At 47.4% G+C, this 17,821-nt stretch carries 14 protein-coding genes; 7 read left to right on the forward strand and 7 right to left on the reverse strand.

Annotated features, from left to right (window positions below; genetic code table 11):
• The first annotated feature begins 7 nt into the window (after window positions 1-7).
• From atpA to glmU, 5 genes are all read left to right on the forward strand, one after another.
• On the forward strand, window positions 8-1,549 hold the full coding sequence (gene atpA, locus AB4154_RS09850) for a F0F1 ATP synthase subunit alpha (RefSeq protein ID WP_102321083.1): 1,542 nt from the start codon (window positions 8-10) through the stop codon (window positions 1,547-1,549).
• A 48-nt stretch (window positions 1,550-1,597) separates the two neighbouring features.
• Window positions 1,598-2,464, forward strand: coding sequence for a F0F1 ATP synthase subunit gamma (gene atpG, locus AB4154_RS09855; RefSeq protein WP_017058793.1), 867 nt, complete (start codon window positions 1,598-1,600; stop codon window positions 2,462-2,464).
• Between the two features lie 34 nt (window positions 2,465-2,498).
• Window positions 2,499-3,902, forward strand: coding sequence for a F0F1 ATP synthase subunit beta (gene atpD, locus AB4154_RS09860; protein ID WP_017058792.1), 1,404 nt, complete (start codon window positions 2,499-2,501; stop codon window positions 3,900-3,902).
• Between the two features lie 18 nt (window positions 3,903-3,920).
• Window positions 3,921-4,343: a F0F1 ATP synthase subunit epsilon gene (locus AB4154_RS09865; protein WP_017058791.1), complete on the forward strand. Its 423-nt coding sequence runs from the start codon at window positions 3,921-3,923 to the stop codon at window positions 4,341-4,343.
• A gap of 182 nt (window positions 4,344-4,525) precedes the next feature.
• On the forward strand, window positions 4,526-5,887 hold the full coding sequence (gene glmU / locus AB4154_RS09870; RefSeq protein WP_136974239.1) for a bifunctional UDP-N-acetylglucosamine diphosphorylase/glucosamine-1-phosphate N-acetyltransferase GlmU: 1,362 nt from the start codon (window positions 4,526-4,528) through the stop codon (window positions 5,885-5,887).
• A 124-nt stretch (window positions 5,888-6,011) separates the two neighbouring features.
• Here the strand turns inward: glmU and punC are convergent, their stop codons facing one another.
• Window positions 6,012-7,223 carry a purine nucleoside transporter PunC gene (punC, locus tag AB4154_RS09875; protein WP_017063021.1) on the reverse strand — a complete coding sequence of 404 codons (1,212 nt, stop codon included), beginning with the start codon at window positions 7,221-7,223 and terminating at the stop codon, window positions 6,012-6,014.
• Window positions 7,224-7,386: 163 nt separating this feature from the next.
• On the opposite strand from punC, the gene punR reads away from it, so the two are divergent.
• The gene (punR, locus tag AB4154_RS09880) at window positions 7,387-8,301 is read left to right on the forward strand and encodes a DNA-binding transcriptional activator PunR (RefSeq protein WP_136974240.1); all 915 of its coding nucleotides are present in this window, start codon (window positions 7,387-7,389) and stop codon (window positions 8,299-8,301) included.
• A 97-nt stretch (window positions 8,302-8,398) separates the two neighbouring features.
• On the opposite strand, the gene ilvA is transcribed toward punR, so the two are convergent.
• The 5 genes from ilvA to ilvG are packed head-to-tail and all read right to left on the reverse strand — an operon-like array spanning window position 8,399 to window position 14,735.
• The gene (gene ilvA, locus AB4154_RS09885) at window positions 8,399-9,943 is read right to left on the reverse strand and encodes a threonine ammonia-lyase, biosynthetic (protein WP_372122841.1); all 1,545 of its coding nucleotides are present in this window, start codon (window positions 9,941-9,943) and stop codon (window positions 8,399-8,401) included.
• 3 nt (window positions 9,944-9,946) lie between these two features.
• Window positions 9,947-11,788, reverse strand: a complete 1,842-nt coding sequence (gene ilvD / locus AB4154_RS09890; protein ID WP_372122843.1) for a dihydroxy-acid dehydratase — start codon at window positions 11,786-11,788, stop codon at window positions 9,947-9,949.
• 33 nt (window positions 11,789-11,821) lie between these two features.
• Window positions 11,822-12,790 (reverse strand): branched-chain amino acid transaminase, encoded by a 969-nt coding sequence (locus tag AB4154_RS09895; RefSeq protein WP_017063017.1) that lies wholly within the window; start codon window positions 12,788-12,790, stop codon window positions 11,822-11,824.
• 12 nt (window positions 12,791-12,802) lie between these two features.
• The gene (gene ilvM / locus AB4154_RS09900; RefSeq protein ID WP_017055442.1) at window positions 12,803-13,087 is read right to left on the reverse strand and encodes an acetolactate synthase 2 small subunit; all 285 of its coding nucleotides are present in this window, start codon (window positions 13,085-13,087) and stop codon (window positions 12,803-12,805) included.
• A 1-nt stretch (window position 13,088) separates the two neighbouring features.
• Window positions 13,089-14,735, reverse strand: coding sequence for an acetolactate synthase 2 catalytic subunit (gene ilvG / locus AB4154_RS09905; protein ID WP_372122845.1), 1,647 nt, complete (start codon window positions 14,733-14,735; stop codon window positions 13,089-13,091).
• Window positions 14,736-15,207: 472 nt separating this feature from the next.
• Between ilvG and AB4154_RS09910 the strand changes: the two genes are divergently transcribed.
• Window positions 15,208-16,731: a YifB family Mg chelatase-like AAA ATPase gene (locus AB4154_RS09910; protein ID WP_372122847.1), complete on the forward strand. Its 1,524-nt coding sequence runs from the start codon at window positions 15,208-15,210 to the stop codon at window positions 16,729-16,731.
• A gap of 62 nt (window positions 16,732-16,793) precedes the next feature.
• Here the strand turns inward: AB4154_RS09910 and AB4154_RS09915 are convergent, their stop codons facing one another.
• Window positions 16,794-17,750: a DUF2860 domain-containing protein gene (locus AB4154_RS09915; protein WP_372122849.1), complete on the reverse strand. Its 957-nt coding sequence runs from the start codon at window positions 17,748-17,750 to the stop codon at window positions 16,794-16,796.
• Window positions 17,751-17,821: the final 71 nt, after the last annotated feature.

A 17,821-nucleotide genomic window follows, 5' to 3' on the forward strand; every position in this document is an offset into this window, starting at 1 on the left:
TTGGAGCATGCAACTTAATTCCACTGAAATTAGCGATCTAATTAAACAACGTATTGAATCTTTCGACGTTGTTAGTGAAGCTCGCAATGAAGGTACTATCGTTTCGGTAAGCGATGGCATCCTTAGCATTCACGGCCTAGCGGACGTGATGCAAGGTGAAATGATTGAACTACCGGGTGGCCGTTACGCGCTAGCACTTAACTTGAACCGTGATTCGGTTGGTGCTGTTGTAATGGGCCCATATGCTGACCTACAGGAAGGCATGAAAGTTACAGGTACGGGTCGTATTCTCGAAGTACCAGTAGGTCCTGAAATGCTTGGTCGTGTGGTAAACACGCTAGGTGAGCCAATTGATGGTAAAGGTCCTATTGATGCGAAATTGACTTCGCCTGTAGAAATTATCGCACCAGGTGTAATCGACCGTAAATCGGTAGATCAACCTGTTCAAACTGGTTACAAGTCAGTTGACTCAATGATCCCTATCGGTCGTGGTCAGCGTGAACTTATTATCGGTGACCGTCAGACTGGTAAAACAGCGATGGCGATCGATGCGATTATTAACCAAAAAAATTCTGGTATTTTCTCTATCTACGTTGCAATCGGCCAAAAAGCGTCGACTATCGCTAACGTAGTTCGCAAACTAGAAGAGCACGGCGCACTAGCAAACACTGTTGTTGTTGTTGCATCGGCTTCTGAATCTGCAGCGCTGCAATACCTTGCACCGTATGCTGGTTGTGCGATGGGTGAATACTTCCGTGATCGCGGTGAAGATGCACTGATTGTTTATGATGATCTATCTAAGCAAGCTGTCGCTTACCGTCAGATCTCACTACTGCTTAAGCGTCCACCAGGTCGTGAAGCGTTCCCTGGTGATGTTTTCTACCTTCACTCTCGTCTACTAGAGCGTGCTGCTCGTGTAAGCGAACACTACGTAGAAGAATTCACTAAAGGCGAAGTGAAAGGCAAGACGGGTTCTTTAACTGCTCTTCCTATCATCGAAACGCAAGCTGGTGACGTATCTGCATTCGTACCGACGAACGTAATCTCGATTACCGATGGTCAGATCTTCCTACAAACTGAGCTATTCAACGCGGGCGTACGTCCAGCTGTTGACCCTGGTATCTCAGTTTCTCGTGTAGGTGGTTCGGCGCAGACTAAAATCATCAAGAAGCTATCTGGCGGTATCCGTACTGCTCTAGCTCAATACCGTGAACTTGCAGCATTTGCTCAGTTCTCTTCGGATCTTGATGAAGCGACTAAGAAGCAGCTAGACCATGGTCAAAAAGTTACAGAACTGATGAAGCAGAAGCAATACGCTCCTATGTCTGTATTTGACCAAGCTCTAGTAATCTTCGCTGCAGAGCGTGGATACCTTCAAGACGTTGAACTTTCTAAAGTTCTAGACTTTGAAGCTGCTTTACTGTCGTTTGCTCGTGGTCAATATGCCGATCTAGCAACACAGATCGACACAACGGGTGCTTTCAATAAAGAAATCGAAGCTGAGCTGAAGAAGCTTGTTGACGATTTCAAGGCAACCCAGACCTGGTAATTGGTAGGTGGTCTTAGGGCCACCTCATACCATTAACGGAGAGTAACGATGGCCGGCGCAAAAGAGATACGTAATAAAATCGGTAGTGTTAAAAGCACACAGAAGATTACGAAAGCAATGGAAATGGTAGCAGCTTCAAAAATGCGTCGTTCTCAAGACGCAATGGAAGCTACTCGTCCATATGCAGAAACAATGCGTAAAGTGATCGGTCATTTGGCTAATGGTAGCCTCGAGTATAAGCATCCTTATCTTGAGGAACGTGAAGCCAAACGTGTTGGTTACATCATCGTTTCTACAGACCGTGGTCTTTGTGGTGGTTTGAACATTAACTTGTTCAAAAAAGCCATGAACGACATGAAAGATTGGTCTGAGAAAGGTGCTGACGTTGAACTTGCAATTGTAGGTTCAAAAGCGACAGCATTTTTCAACAACAGCGGCGCGAAAGTAGCAGCTCAAGTTTCTGGTCTGGGCGATCGCCCAAGCCTTGAAGACTTGATTGGCTCTGTAAGCGTTATGCTGAAGAAATATGATGAAGGCGAATTGGATCGCCTGTTCGTAGTGTTCAACAAGTTTGAAAACACTATGGTACAAGAACCAACGATCGATCAATTACTTCCTTTGCCTAAATCAGACAGCGAAGACATGAAACGCGATCATGCTTGGGACTACATTTATGAGCCTGAGCCAAAACCACTACTAGATGCACTACTGGTTCGCTACGTCGAATCTCAAGTATATCAAGGTGTGGTCGAGAACCTTGCTTGTGAGCAAGCGGCTCGAATGATTGCTATGAAATCAGCAACAGATAACGCTGGTGACATTATTGATGACTTAGAACTTGTGTACAACAAAGCGCGTCAAGCGGCAATTACACAAGAACTTTCTGAGATCGTTTCAGGCGCAGCTGCGGTTTAAGCTTAGGTAAAACTAAATAGTTAGAGGATTAACGATGGCTACAGGTAAGATCGTACAGATCATCGGTGCGGTAGTCGACGTAGAGTTCCCACAGGGTGAAGTACCTCGTGTATACGACGCTCTGAATGTTAATGAAGTACAAGAACGTCTAGTTCTTGAAGTTCAGCAACAACTTGGCGGTGGCGTAGTTCGCGCAATCGTAATGGGTAGCTCTGATGGTTTACGTCGTGGTTTGACAGTTGAAAATACTGGCGCTCCAATCTCAGTACCAGTAGGTACTAAGACATTGGGTCGTATCATGAATGTCCTAGGTGACGCGATTGATGAGTGTGGCGAGATTGGTGCTGAAGAGCATTACGCCATTCACCGTGAAGCTCCAAGCTACGAAGAGCAGTCTAACGAGACAGCTCTTCTAGAAACTGGTGTTAAAGTAATCGACTTGATTTGTCCATTCGCTAAGGGTGGTAAAATCGGTCTATTCGGTGGTGCTGGTGTAGGTAAGACCGTTAACATGATGGAACTTATCAACAACATCGCACTTCAACACTCAGGCCTATCTGTATTTGCAGGTGTAGGTGAGCGTACTCGTGAAGGTAACGATTTCTACTTTGAGATGCAGGAAGCAGGTGTTGTAAACATCGAAAAACCTGAAGAATCAAAAGTAGCGATGGTTTACGGTCAGATGAACGAGCCACCAGGTAACCGTCTACGTGTTGCCCTGACTGGCCTAACAATGGCAGAGCGCTTCCGTGACGAAGGTCGTGACGTTCTACTGTTCGTTGATAACATCTACCGTTACACACTAGCAGGTACTGAAGTATCAGCACTTCTAGGTCGTATGCCTTCTGCGGTAGGTTACCAACCTACACTGGCTGAAGAAATGGGTGTTCTACAAGAGCGTATCACGTCAACTAAAGCTGGTTCTATCACGTCTGTACAGGCGGTATACGTACCTGCGGATGACTTGACTGACCCGTCTCCAGCAACAACGTTCGCTCACTTGGATGCAACGGTTGTACTTAACCGTAACATCGCATCTATGGGTCTATACCCTGCGATCGACCCGCTAGATTCTACTTCACGTCAACTGGATCCATTGGTAGTTGGACAAGAGCACTACGACATCGCTCGTGGCGTTCAGTCTACTCTTCAGCGCTATAAAGAGCTGAAAGATATCATTGCTATCCTAGGTATGGACGAGCTATCTGAAGAAGATAAGCAAGTTGTATCTCGTGCTCGTAAGATTGAGAAGTTCCTAACTCAGCCTTACCACGTAGCGGAAGTATTTACAGGTGACCCAGGCATTTACGTACCTCTTAAAGAGACTCTACGTGGCTTCCAAGGTCTTCTATCTGGTGAATACGATGACATTCCAGAGCAAGCGTTCATGTACTGTGGTGCAATTGACGAAGCTATCGAGAATGCTAAGAAGCTATAAGGCTAACTAGGAGGCGATATGGCAGCAATAACCTTTCACCTAGACGTTGTAAGTGCAGAGAAACAAATTTTCTCAGGCCTTGTTGAGACGTTTCAGGTGACCGGTAGTGAGGGTGAACTTGGTATTTTCCATGGTCACTGTCCACTGCTGACCGCTATCAAGCCTGGCATGGTGCGTATTGTTAAGCAGCACGGCCACGAAGAAATCATTTATGTTTCTGGTGGTATGGTAGAAGTTCAGCCTGGTACAGCAACTGTACTGGCTGATACAGCTATCCGTGGTGAAGAGCTAGACGCAGCAAAGGCGGAAGAAGCTAAGCGCAAGGCTGTGGAGAATATCCAAAATCAGCATGGCGACATAGACTTCGCACAAGCGGCCGGTGAACTGGCTAAAGCCATTGCTCAGTTACGAGTTATCGAACTGACAAAACAGCGTCGTTAATCTTTTTAAGATTACAGACTCTGAGATAAAGGCGACCTAAGGGTCGCCTTTTTGCATTTTTAGATTCTCAAAAATGCTTCTTTTACGTATCACTACTGGTTAAATGGTTATTGCGATTTAATTTTTTGCCCAAAAACGGTTACAATATCGGCTTAATAAAAATAACGTTGGATAGGTTTACAATGAAGTTTAGCGCGGTAATTCTCGCGGCGGGCAAAGGCACTCGCATGTATTCAAACACACCAAAGGTTCTGCACACACTTGCGGGTAAGCCAATGGTGAAGCATGTTATCGATACATGTAATGGTCTAGGCGCTCAAAACATCAACCTGGTTTACGGCCACGGTGGTGATCAGATGAAGGCTACCTTAGCTGAAGAATCTGTAAACTGGGCACTGCAAGCTGAACAGCTCGGCACAGGTCACGCTGTGGATCAAGCATCTGCACATTTCGCTGATGATGAAAAAGTATTGGTGCTCTACGGTGATGTTCCACTGATTTCACCTGAAACCATTGAAAACCTATTAGACGCTCAACCAAACGGTGGTATCGCGCTACTTACTGTCGTGTTAGACAACCCGATGGGCTACGGACGTATTATTCGTCGTAATGGCCCTGTTGTGGCTATCGTTGAACAGAAAGATGCAACGGATGAGCAGAAGCTTATCAAAGAGATCAATACCGGCGTTATGGTGGCGACTGGTGGCGATCTGAAGCGCTGGTTGTCAGGTCTAAGCAACGACAACGCACAGGGTGAATATTACCTGACTGACGTTATCGCTGCGGCTCACGACGAAGGTCGTGCAGTTGAAGCGGTACACCCAGTAAGCCCGATTGAAGTGGAAGGCGTAAACGACCGCTCTCAACTGGCTCGTCTAGAGCGCGCTTACCAAGCTGAGCAAGCAGACAAACTATTGAAGCAAGGCGTAATGCTACGCGACCCAAGCCGCTTTGATCTGCGTGGTGAACTGCAGTGCGGTATGGACGTTGAGATTGATACTAACGTTATCATCGAAGGCAGCGTAAGCATTGGCGATAACGTGGTTATCGGCACTGGCTGCGTGCTGAAAGACTGTGAGATCGATGACAACACCATCGTTCGTCCATACAGCGTTATTGAAGGGGCAACGGTGGGGGAAGACTGTACCGTTGGTCCATTCACTCGCCTACGTCCGGGTGCCGATATGCGTAATAACTCGCACGTCGGTAACTTTGTTGAAGTGAAGAACACTCGCCTTGGCGAAGGCTCTAAAGCCAACCACCTGACTTATCTTGGGGATGCTGAAATTGGTCAGCGCGTAAACGTGGGTGCGGGTGCAATTACTTGTAACTACGATGGGGCGAATAAATTTAAGACCATTATTGGTGATGACGTGTTTGTTGGTTCAGATAGTCAATTAATAGCGCCTGTTACGATTGGTAATGGTGCGACGGTTGGTGCTGGCTCTACAGTGACGCGTGATGTGTTGGAAAATGAGCTGGTTATCAGCCGTGCGAAAGAACGTAAGATTGCTGACTGGCAGCGTCCGACTAAGAAAAAGTAGTCTCTTAATAAATAAGATGATTTAAATGAAAGTCAGTAGTACCGCTACTGGCTTTTTCTTATTTATCTAGATATAAAAAAAGAGCGAGTAATCTCGCTCTTTTTTGTTTTCGTTAACTTAGAAACTAGTCTTGTTTCTCGTCAGCGACTACTCGAGAGTTGTCAGGTGTCGCGAAGTGTTCAGAAAGCTCTTTGTTCGAAACAATATAGCCAACCCACAACGCACCCAAACAGATCACAACGGCAATACCCGTCGCGCTTAGTGCTTGGCTAGCCATTGCCGCGACCAATGCACTTGATAGGCCACTGATACTGATTTGCAGGCTGTTTTGTAGACCAGCAGCTGTTGCTGGGCTTTGTTTAGCGCTTGATAGAGCACGGTTTACTACGATTGGGTAAAGTGCGCCGTTTGCGACAGCAATCAAACAGAAAGGCGCAAGTAGAGGCCAGATTGACGTCAGTTCCCACTGTGATGCGATAAAGATAAGCATCGCCGCTACACTGAACAAACCGATAAGGTTTCTTAGTACAACGCCATCGCCATATTTCTTCACTGCTTGCTTACCGAAGTAACCACCCGCCATGAACGCGATTGTTTGTGGGATAAAGCTCAAACCGATGTCTTTTGCTTCATAACCTAGTTGAGCCATGATCTCTGGCATACCCGTTAGGTAAGCGAAGAACGCTGCAGATGCTGAAGCAAACATTAAGACATTACCCATGTAAGGCTTTGATTTAAGCAACATCTTGATGTCTGTCTTAATCGATGTCTGTTTTACTTCAGGCGCTTCTTTTGGTTGAGCCATTGTTGTCGCCACTAGCAGTGCACCCATCAAGGTTAATGTGATGAAGATGCTGTGCCAGCCAAAGCTATCCGCCAGTAACACACCTAGCTGAGGTGCTAATGCAGGAGATAGCGCAACCAAAGGCATGATGGTTGCAAAAATTTGTTGGCTACTGCTTTGTGAGTAACGCTTGATAACCATTGCTTGCCAGATTACCGCAGGAGCACATACGCCGATCGCTTGAATGAAGCGCAGTGTCAGTAGATGCCATACCTCGGTGCTGAATGCTAAGCCGAATGAAGCTGCAGTAAAGATAACAAGACCAACCGCCAGCGTATTACGGTGACCATACTTGTCACTCGCCAGACCCCAAAGAAGCTGACCCATTGCCATACCGCCAAGGAATACCGTTAAAGACAGGGCAATCTGCTCTGGGCCGGTTGCGAAATCAACTTCCATTGCCTTAAATGCAGGAAGGTACATATCGGTCGCAATAAAGCCAAGCATTGAAAGAACTGCAAGGTAGACCAATTGAAATTTAGAAATATTCATAAGATGCCATTAAGCTAAAGGTAGTGATGTTTTTATCATCAAAAAAATTGTTTGATATACAGAAGTGAAAGCCCCTGTTTATTTATGCTGACATTCTATTTTTCAGACCTGATAAAATAAAACGCTAAAATATGTGGTTATCAATCAAAAAATTTGAAGGCTTATGTTCTCTAAATCCTCTTTAGAAATGCTCGATACGGTAGCGCGCTTGGGCAGTTTTACCGCGGCGGCTGAGCAGTTGCACAAAGTGCCCTCGGCGATCAGTTATGGTGTCAGACAGGTCGAACAAGAACTGGATGTGCTGCTTTTCAGGCGTTTACCGAGAAAGGTTGAGCTCACTCCGGCAGGTGAACTGTTCATTGAAGAGGCGCGTGCACTACTGAGGCAAATGGAAGAGGTCAGTGCCCAGACTCGTCGAGCAGCTCGAGGTTGGAAGAAAACCTTGCGTCTGACGCTCGATAATGTGGTGAAGCTCGACAAGATGAAGCCGATGATTGAAGAGTTCTATCAAACCTTTGAGTTTGCCGAACTTCAGATCAACATGGAGGTTTTCAACGGCTCATGGGAAGCGATTGCACAGGGCAGGGCGGATATCGTGATTGGCGCCACCTCAGCTGTGCCAGTTGGTGGCGATTTTGAAGTCAAAGACATGGGGCAATTAGATTGGGCATTTGTAATGTCGCCAAGTCACCCGTGTGTGCGCGAACAGAACCTCAATGAAGAGTTCGTGAGCCAATATCCAGCCATCTGCTTGGATGATACCTCCAGTGTGCTCCCTAAGCGACACACAGGCCACTACTCAAGTCAAAGACGCCTGTTGTTACCCAATTGGTATAGCGCAATTGAATGCCTTAAAAATGGAGTAGGGGTGGGTTATATGCCGAGGCACATTGCCGCGCCAATTATCGAACAAGGTTTGCTGGTGGAAAAAATACTGCCTGAACCGAGTCCGCAGAGTCATTGTTGTTTGGTGTGGCGAAAAGACGATAACCATAAGTTGATCGAGTGGATGGTGAAATACCTAGGATCGAGTGAACAACTTCACCAAGATTGGTTGGATCATCGCAAGGCGGTCTAATGATCTTAGCGAGAAGATCCTTTTCAAGTTTGAGTTGAATCAGCACCAATAAAAAGAGCGAGTAAATACTCGCTCTTTTTGATTCGGTCGTTAACTCTTATGACAAGAAGAACTTGTAGGAAGGGTTATCGGTTTCATCTTTACACTGATAGCCAAGCTCTCGTAGATGTGTTGAGAACTGAGTCAAATCATCGTCATCAAGTTCAAAGCCACACAATACACGGCCGTAGTCGGCACCGTGGTTACGGTAATTGAATAGGCTGATATTCCAGTGTGTCCCTAAGGTATCAAGGAATTTAATCAATGCACCTGGGTACTCTGGGAACTCAAAGCTGTATAGGCGTTCTTTCAGTGGCTTCGATGGTTTACCGCCAATCATGTAGCGAATGTGCAGTTTTGCCATCTCATCATCAGAGAGATCGACAACCGGGTAGCCGCCCTCACGTAGGTCATTGATGATGTGCTCAAGTTCTTCCTGACCACCTTGCAGACGTACACCAACGAAGATATTCGCTAGGCTTTCGTCGTTGTGGCGGTAGTTAAACTCCGTCACCGCTCGGCCGCCAATAATATTGCAGAACTCTAGGAACGCCCCTTGTCGCTCAGGGATAGTCACCGCAAGCAAACCTTCTCGCTTCTCACCTAACTCACAACGTTCAGACACATAACGCAGACCGTGGAAGTTGGTGTTAGCACCAGACAGTACCGTCGCCAGTTGCTTGCCTTGCAGTTGATTCTGTTCAGCAAACTTTTTCAAACCAGCCAGAGCAAGCGCTCCCGAAGGTTCAGCAATCGCTCGCGTGTCTTCAAAGATGTCTTTCACCGCTGAGCAGATCTCATCGCTAGATACGGCAATGTGTCCATCGATGTACTGCTGACATAGGCGGAATGTCTCTTCACCAATGCGCTTAACCGCAACGCCATCAGCAAACATACTCACTTGATCAAGAACCACTGGCTCACCAGCATCCAGTGCTGCTTTCAAACAAGATGAGTCTTCTGGTTCAACCGCGATAACCTTGATTTCTGGCATCAGCTGTTTTACTAATACAGCAACACCCGCAGCTAAGCCACCACCACCAACCGGCACAAAGATGTAATCCATATGACCATTCTGCTGCAGCATCTCCATACCCATCGTGCCTTGTCCTGCAATCACCAGTGGGTGATCGAAAGGCGGCACAAAGGTAAAGCCATGTTCAGCAGAAAGACGCTCGGCTTCTGCCTTGGCCTCATCAAAGTTGCTGCCGTGCAGAACCACGTTACCGCCAAAGCCACGTACCGCATCAACCTTGATGTCTGGCGTGGTTTTTGGCATCACAATCGTAGTCTGAATGCCCAGCTTAGAGCCAGACAGAGCCATACCTTGAGCATGATTACCCGCCGATGCAGCAATCACACCTGCGGCTTTTTGCTGCTCAGAAAGGCTTGATACCATGTTGTAGGCACCACGTAGCTTGAACGAGTGCACCGGCTGACGGTCTTCTCGTTTAAGCTGAACCTGATTACCAATGCGCGCGCTTAGACGCGGCATATCCTGTAGAGGTGTTACGATTGCCGCTTCGTAAACCGGCGCTCTCAGGATCTGACGCAGGTAATCTGCGCCAGTTTTTTTTACGGGACTGACCGTGTCATCACTCATAGACTAGTCCTCTAGCTTAGACTTATCACGCACGGCGCCTTTGTCGGCACTGGTTGCCATGCTTGCGTAAGCTTTCAGTGCGAATGAAACTTCACGCTGACGGTTTTCTGGTTTCCAGCCCAGTGCGTCTTGCTTAACACGACGCGCTTCTAGCTCGGCTTCAGGCACATCAAGTGTGATTGAACGGCTAGGGATGTCGATAGTGATGATATCGCCAGTGTTTACTAGACCAATCACACCGCCACTTGCTGCTTCTGGAGAAGCGTGACCGATAGACAAACCGGATGTACCGCCAGAGAAACGTCCGTCAGTTAGAAGAGCACAAGACTTACCTAGACCCATAGATTTTAGGTAGGTAGTTGGGTAGAGCATTTCTTGCATGCCCGGACCACCTTTAGGACCTTCGTAACGGATAACAACCACTTCGCCTGCTTTTACTTTACCCGCTAAGATGCCGTCTACGGCTGTGTCTTGGCTTTCAAATACGATAGCAGGACCTTGGAATTTCAGGTTCTCTTCATCAACACCTGCTGTCTTAACGATACAACCGTCAACGGCGATGTTGCCTGAAAGTACGGCTAGGCCACCTTCTTGGCTGAATGCATTCTCTTTAGTACGGATACAACCTTCTTTACGGTCGTTATCAAGACGATCCCAACGGCAATCTTGTGAGAAGGCTTTGGTGGTACGAATACCTGCTGGGCCCGCGCGGAAGAACTTAAGTACCGCTTCGTCTTCTGTCTGCATGATGTCGTATTGAGCTAGCTGCTCTTGCATGCTTAGGCCAAGTACAGTGCGAGTTTGGTTGTTCAGTAGGCCTGCGCGGTCTAGTTCACCTAGGATAGCCATAACACCACCAGCGCGGTGAACGTCTTCCATGTGGTATTTAGGTGTTGAAGGCGCAACCTTACATAGGTGTGGAACGCGGCGAGACATCTCGTCGATATCACCCATATCAAAGTCGACTTCACCTTCTTGAGCTGCTGCCAATAGGTGAAGAACGGTGTTACTCGAGCCACCCATTGCGATATCTAGAGCCATTGCATTTTCAAAGGCTGCGCGGTTCGCGATGTTACGAGGCAGTGCTGATGCGTCATCTTGCTCGTAGTAACGCTTAGTCAGGTCAACGATACGCTTACCAGCATTGATGAATAGCTCTTCACGGTCAGCGTGCGTTGCTAGCATAGAACCGTTACCAGGCTGAGATAGGCCTAGCGCTTCAGTTAGACAGTTCATTGAGTTAGCCGTGAACATACCTGAACATGAACCACATGTCGGACATGCAGAACGCTCTACTTGCTCACTTTGCTCATCAGAAATGGTTGGATCGGCACCTTGGATCATTGCGTCAACAAGGTCTAGCTTGATGATTTGATCTGAAAGCTTAGTTTTACCCGCTTCCATTGGGCCGCCTGATACAAAGATCACTGGGATGTTAAGGCGCATTGCTGCCATCATCATTCCCGGAGTGATTTTGTCACAGTTAGAGATACACACCATCGCATCCGCACAGTGTGCATTGACCATGTATTCTACTGAATCCGCGATAAGCTCACGTGATGGCAGTGAGTACAGCATGCCGCCGTGGCCCATTGCGATACCATCATCGACTGCGATGGTGTTGAATTCTTTAGCGATACCGCCCGCTTTCTCGATTTCACCCGCAACCAGTTGACCCATATCTTTAAGGTGAACGTGGCCTGGTACGAATTGAGTGAACGAGTTTACAACTGCGATGATTGGCTTACCGAAGTCATCATCTTTAACGCCAGTTGCACGCCATAAAGCGCGCGCACCAGCCATGTTGCGTCCGTGGGTAGTCGTTGCTGAACGATAGATTGGCATTGCTTAAATCCTTATAAAATATTTGGCTGTTGCTTACTTAGTTGTTTGCGTTTGGTTTTCTGAAGTTTGGTCTGCTGGGTAAACGTAGTCTAACCAGCCCCACTTATCTTCAGTGGTTCCATTGAATAGACCAAAGTAAGCCGCTTGAACTTTTTCAGTGATAGGACCGCGTTTGCCTTCACCTACTGTAATTTTGTCTACGCTGCGAACCGGAACGATTTCCGCCGCTGTGCCTGTCATGAATACTTCATCGGCAAGGTATAGCGCTTCACGAGCAATGTTCTCTTCACGGATCTCATAACCCATGTCTTTTGCTAGTGTCATGATCGAATCACGCGTGATACCCGGCAGAATCGCACTGGTCGCTGGTGGTGTGGATAGCACGCCGTTACGTACCACAAAGATGTTCTCACCAGCCCCTTCAGAAAGGTAACCATCAACACTCAGTGCGATGCCTTCATCGTAACCATGACGGCGAGCTTCGCCACCAACTAATAGTGAAGATAGGTAGTTACCACCGGCTTTTGCTGCGGTTGGGATCGTGTTTGGAGCGGCACGGTTCCAGCTAGAAATCATTGCATCAACGCCGTTTTCTAGTGCTTCTTCGCCTAGGTAAGACCCCCAAGGGAAAGCAGCGATGATCAGTTCCATCTCAGTATTTTCTGGCGGGCAGACACCCAAACCAACGTTACCTACGAAACCTAGAGGGCGGATGTACGCTGACTCTAGCTTATTTTGGCGTAGCGTTTCGCGAGTCGCTTCCATAATTTCTTCCTCAGTGTAAGGAATAGGGAAGCGATAGATTTTTGCTGAGTCTTTTAGGCGCTTAGCATGTTCAGGGTGACGGAAGATAACCGGCCCTTTTGGTGTGTTGTAACAACGAACACCTTCAAACACAGAAGTACCGTAGTGCATTGCGTGAGTCAGGACGTGAACGTTCGCCTCTGCCCAAGGAACCATCTCACCGTTAAACCAAATATAGTCTGCTGTTTTAGCTGTCATGTTTGCGGTTCCTTATGCGTTTATCTTTTGTTGTAAGTTGTTGTTTGGCAGTTCATTACGGCTGATCGAGATAACGTCAACGGTACGTACATCCCACAGCTTTTCGATTTGGTTTACCAAGAACGAGATCGGACGGTCACTGTCTACGATGATCTCTACACTCGCCACTTTACTTTCGTGGTTTTGAGTGCCCGCGACTTGCTTAACAATAAAGCCACGGTGGCGGATAACACGAAGAACACGCTCTAGTAGTACAGGCTTATCATCGGCTTTGATGTCTAATAGGTATCTTTTCATGTTATGTGTTCTCCAACATCTCACTGTTTGAAGCACCTGGCGGTACTAGTGGCCATACGTTTTCTTCTTCATCGATAAGAACATGAAGTAGGTAAGCGGTTTTGCTCTCTAGCATCTCTTTCAATGCTGGTTCTACTTCTTCTTTACGAGTGATGGTTTTGCCCGGGATATCGAACGCTTTCGCGAGCATCACGAAATCAGGGTTGTCATCTAAGATAGTTTCACTATGGCGGCCATCGAAGAACAACGATTGCCATTGGCGAACCATACCCAAGCGAGAGTTGTTAAGAAGTACCATCTTCACTGGGATTTGGCGGCGTTTCAGCGTGCCAAGCTCTTGCACGTTCATCATGAACGAGCCATCACCAGAGATAAGAATAGATTGGTCATCAGGACGCCCAACCGAAGCACCCATTGCAGCTGGCAAGCCAAAGCCCATGGTGCCTAAACCGGCAGAGGTAATGAAGTTCTGTGGATCGCGAGGCTGAATGTGCTGAGCTGCCCACATTTGGTGTTGGCCCACATCAGTCGATACGATAGAGCTTGCTGGCATCATGTCTGACAGTTGCTTCAACAGCAGTGGAGCAAAAATCAGATCACCAGGGTGGTCGTAACGCCATTTGAATGAGCTACGAAGACCTTCAGAGTGATGAACCCAAGAGGAGATGTCTTGGCTTAGCTCTAGTTGAGGCATGATCTTGTTGATGTCACCGCGAATTGGCGCATTGGCAAGACGCAGTTTGCTGAACTCAGCGGCATCGATATCGATATGGATAACCTTAGCATGCGGCGCAAAGGTATCGAGTTTGCCAGTTACTCGGTCATCAAAACGAGCACCGACAACAATCAACAGGTCACTCTCTTGAACCACAAGGTTAGCGGCTTTAGTGCCGTGCATACCCAGCATGCCAAGGTAGTGTGGGTCGTCACGTTCGATAGTGCCCAAGCCTTTCAGTGTGCTTACTGCTGGCATTGGGTTTAGGCGTAAAAACTCACGAACCGCATCAGTTGCTTTAGCAAGTTGAACACCACCACCTACGTATAAAACAGGACGGGTCGCTTGAGACAAAAAGTACTGTGCCTGTTCAATGGCATCAGTTGTCGCAACAGGAATTGCGGGTGGAGTAAATTCAGGAAGAGCGTTAACAGGTGCTTCTGCTAGTTGAACGTCTTTAGCGATATCGACGATAACCGGGCCAGGGCGGCCAGACTTTGCTACCACAAACGCTTCAGCGAGGGTTGGAGCTAGATCTTCAATATCAGTTACTAGGTAGCTGTGTTTAGTACATGACAGAGACATACCAATCACATCCATTTCTTGGAATGCATCGGTACCAATGTGGGAACTCGCAACTTGACCAGTGATGGCAACCATTGGGATAGAGTCCATAAAGGCATCAGCAAGGCCAGTAACTAGGTTGGTAGCACCTGGGCCAGACGTTGCCATACAAACAGCGACATCTTGTGTTGCTCGAGCCATGCCGATCGCGGCCATAGCGGCGCCTTGCTCATGGCGACATAGGATATGTTCAACCCCGCCGTCATAGAGTGCATCGTAGATTGGCATGATGGCACCACCGGGGTAACCAAATACGGTCTCAATTCCTTGTTGCTTGAGTGCGGATACGACTAGTTCTGCGCCTTTCATCGGAATTCTCCCGTATTACCTTTATTTTGGTAACTGTTTCCTTTGTCTCTGCACATCTTGTGCTCCCATTCTTCCTGTAAATCGGCAAAGCCGAAAATGCTCAAAAATATAAAAATCGAATGTTTAAATTAGAAAAAACCCCCGGACTTGTCAGTGCGGGGGTTTTTTCTAATTCGTGGTTACTGTCTTCCCACTCGCCCCCGCGCAGTCTTAATAATGACTACGATAATCAGGTTAATCAGTGCGTAAATGCGAGCGTTAAAAATCATAATATTCGAGTTTTCTCGTTTATTGTCTTCAGTAAATGTCTACATCTCTAGTGTTATCACACAAATCTGCCGCATGACAAGGGAAATGTCATTCTTTTTTCACATTAAAATACCATTCCACCAAGCTATATAACAACCTTATCGCTTTGGTGAGCAACGAATATCCAGAGCGAATACTTTTAAATCAAAGACAAAGGAAAGTTATGGGACTCGCGATAATTCATAGCCGAGCTAGTGTGGGTGTAGAGGCGCCAGAAGTGACCGTTGAGGTGCATATAAGCAACGGAATGCCTGGCTTCACGCTGGTGGGTCTACCTGAAACAACGGTCAAGGAATCTAAAGACCGAGTGAGAAGCGCGATCATCAATTCTCGCTTTGAGTTTCCATCGAAAAGAATCACGGTCAATCTCGCCCCAGCCGATTTGCCCAAAGAAGGTGGCCGTTTTGACCTGCCCATCGCGCTTGGGATTTTGGTGGCGTCAGATCAGCTTCCGACATCAAAAATAGTTCAACATGAATTTATCGGTGAGTTGGCATTGTCAGGAGAACTTCGCTCGGTAAAGGGCGTTTTGCCTGCGACGTTAGCCGCCGACAGTGTAGAGCGATGCTTAGTTGTCCCACATCATAACGGTGATCAGGCTGCGCTGGTGGGCAAGGGAGCGCATAAATCTGCACAAACCTTGTTGGAGGTTTGTGCTGACATGTGTGGACAGGCTCAGCTTGGGCTATATAGAACGGAACATCATCAGGCTGATGTTTCAGTGCTTCGCGACCTACAAGATATTATCGGCCAACAACAAGGCAAGCGAGCTCTAGAGATAGCCGCTGCTGGGAATCATAACTTATTGTTTCTTGGCCCACCCGGAACCGGAAAAACTATGCTCGCTTCTCGACTGCGTGACCTATTACCTGAAATGAGTGATGACGAAGCGATGGAAACCGCGTCGGTGGCCTCGTTAACGCAACAAGAAATCAATCAATACAACTGGAAGCAACGACCTTTTCGCTCTCCTCACCATTCCAGTTCAATGGCGGCATTAGTGGGTGGTGGTTCGGTGCCTCGCCCCGGAGAGATCTCTTTAGCGCATAACGGCTTATTGTTCTTAGATGAGATGCCGGAGTTTGAGCGCAAGGTGCTTGATTCATTACGAGAGCCACTAGAGTCGGGCGAGATCATTATCTCCCGTGCTGCGGGCAAGACTCGTTTTCCTGCGCGTTTTCAATTGGTCGGTGCACTTAACCCAAGTCCAACGGGTTATTACGAAGGTAACCAGGCGCGCGCCAACCCACAGATCATCCTGCGTTACCTCAATCGCTTATCTGGGCCCTTGCTGGATAGGTTCGATATGTCATTGGAGATACCTCTGTTGCCAAAAGGAATGTTGGCCGAAGGCGGTGATCGCGGTGAAACCACTCAAGTAGTTAAGCAAAGGGTTAGGCAGGCGCGAGAGTTAATGCTATCTCGCAACCATAAATCGAATGCACTGTTAGGTAGCCGAGAAATTGAGAAGTATTGCCCACTGCGACGCGAAGATGCAGAGTTTCTTGAGACAGCACTACATCGCTTGGGTTTATCGATTCGTGCTTATCATCGAATTATTAAGGTGGCACGAACCATTGCCGACCTTGACGGTAACGAGCAGATCGAAAAGAAACATCTATCAGAAGCGCTAGGCTATCGCGCGATGGATCGCTTGCTGAAACAACTCACGGCTCAAGCTGTCTAGCAAGCAGAAAAAGCCTGCTTAGATGCAGGCTTTCGTTGGATTGCAGTTCATACTCGCTAAGGTTAGAACTTGTAGTTCAAGCCAACTGAAACGATATATTGAGACTCGTCGTAGAAGGTAATGTTCGAGTCGCTGGTGCCGTAGCCTGCCAGTGAAATAAACGACCAGTTTTCCCAATCCATGAATTGATCATACTCATAGGCGGCGAATAGGTTGATATTGTCGTCGCTGCGTTTCTTGTCGTAGATCGGGTTGCTCGCATCGTAAGAGCGTTGGTTGTAACCCGCTGTTAGTGCGTACTGGTGACGCCCCATGCCACCAAACAAGCTTACCTCACCACCGAATTGGTCGTAAGATTCAGCTTTACCATCAGCATCACGTGTTTGATAGATGACGGATGGAATAAGCATCATGGTACGACTGAGTGGCAGGCGATATTGACCTTTCAAGTAGAGAGTATTGGCATCTCGTTTGAGCTCTTGATCTTGAATATCATCCTTGTCGACATCTTTGGTCGCATAGGCCATGTCTAGCGAGAAAGCTGAGCCCGCAATGTTGCTTAGCTTCAAACGAAACGCATTGCCAGTTTCATCGGTCTTGGTGCGAGCTGATGTGGTGTTGTATGGATCAGCCCAAGTTTCACCAGACATAATGGTTGGCAGCAGTGAAGCGTCGATCACCATGCCTGACTCAAGTTGGTATTTGTAACCGACTTCGAGAACTACAGTACCTGTTGCTACATCATCTCGCGCGGTACCTGTGTATACCTGATGGTTTAGCTTTTCACCAAAGGTATAAGCAACACTACCTAAAGGAGCAACCAGAAAAGAGCTTTCCGAAGAAGCCTTCTGATCTGTGGATGAAAGATTGCTATCACCATCGGTATTAAAGTTCGAGGTGGAAGAGGTAACCCCGGTATTGAGAGAGATTTCACCACTGAAACCTTGTTGGTCTGCAAGCTTGGCAAAAGCGGGAGAAGCCGCAACGCTCAATGCCAAGAGAGTTATTTTTATTTTCATTCAAGGGCTCCTTGCCCACCGGTTCTTAGGACGGGTTATTAATAGCAGTAAAGCTTTAAACTTCCAGGTTA

It is taken from the genome of Vibrio sp. 10N.286.51.B11, from assembly GCF_041469245.1.
GTDB lineage: Bacteria > Pseudomonadota > Gammaproteobacteria > Enterobacterales > Vibrionaceae > Vibrio > Vibrio crassostreae_C.

Coding starts and splice junctions, on each gene's coding strand:
- ilvM (WP_017055442.1), bottom strand. CDS start 13,087: ATGAAAAGATACCTATTAGACATCAAAGCCGATGATAAGCCTGTACTA.
- punC (WP_017063021.1), bottom strand. CDS start 7,223: ATGAATATTTCTAAATTTCAATTGGTCTACCTTGCAGTTCTTTCAATG.
- AB4154_RS09895 (WP_017063017.1), bottom strand. CDS start 12,790: ATGACAGCTAAAACAGCAGACTATATTTGGTTTAACGGTGAGATGGTT.
- AB4154_RS09865 (WP_017058791.1), top strand. CDS start 3,921: ATGGCAGCAATAACCTTTCACCTAGACGTTGTAAGTGCAGAGAAACAA.
- AB4154_RS09910 (WP_372122847.1), top strand. CDS start 15,208: ATGGGACTCGCGATAATTCATAGCCGAGCTAGTGTGGGTGTAGAGGCG.
- AB4154_RS09915 (WP_372122849.1), bottom strand. CDS start 17,750: ATGAAAATAAAAATAACTCTCTTGGCATTGAGCGTTGCGGCTTCTCCC.
- punR (WP_136974240.1), top strand. CDS start 7,387: ATGTTCTCTAAATCCTCTTTAGAAATGCTCGATACGGTAGCGCGCTTG.
- ilvG (WP_372122845.1), bottom strand. CDS start 14,735: ATGAAAGGCGCAGAACTAGTCGTATCCGCACTCAAGCAACAAGGAATT.
- ilvD (WP_372122843.1), bottom strand. CDS start 11,788: ATGCCAATCTATCGTTCAGCAACGACTACCCACGGACGCAACATGGCT.
- atpA (WP_102321083.1), top strand. CDS start 8: ATGCAACTTAATTCCACTGAAATTAGCGATCTAATTAAACAACGTATT.
- atpG (WP_017058793.1), top strand. CDS start 1,598: ATGGCCGGCGCAAAAGAGATACGTAATAAAATCGGTAGTGTTAAAAGC.
- atpD (WP_017058792.1), top strand. CDS start 2,499: ATGGCTACAGGTAAGATCGTACAGATCATCGGTGCGGTAGTCGACGTA.
- glmU (WP_136974239.1), top strand. CDS start 4,526: ATGAAGTTTAGCGCGGTAATTCTCGCGGCGGGCAAAGGCACTCGCATG.
- ilvA (WP_372122841.1), bottom strand. CDS start 9,943: ATGAGTGATGACACGGTCAGTCCCGTAAAAAAAACTGGCGCAGATTAC.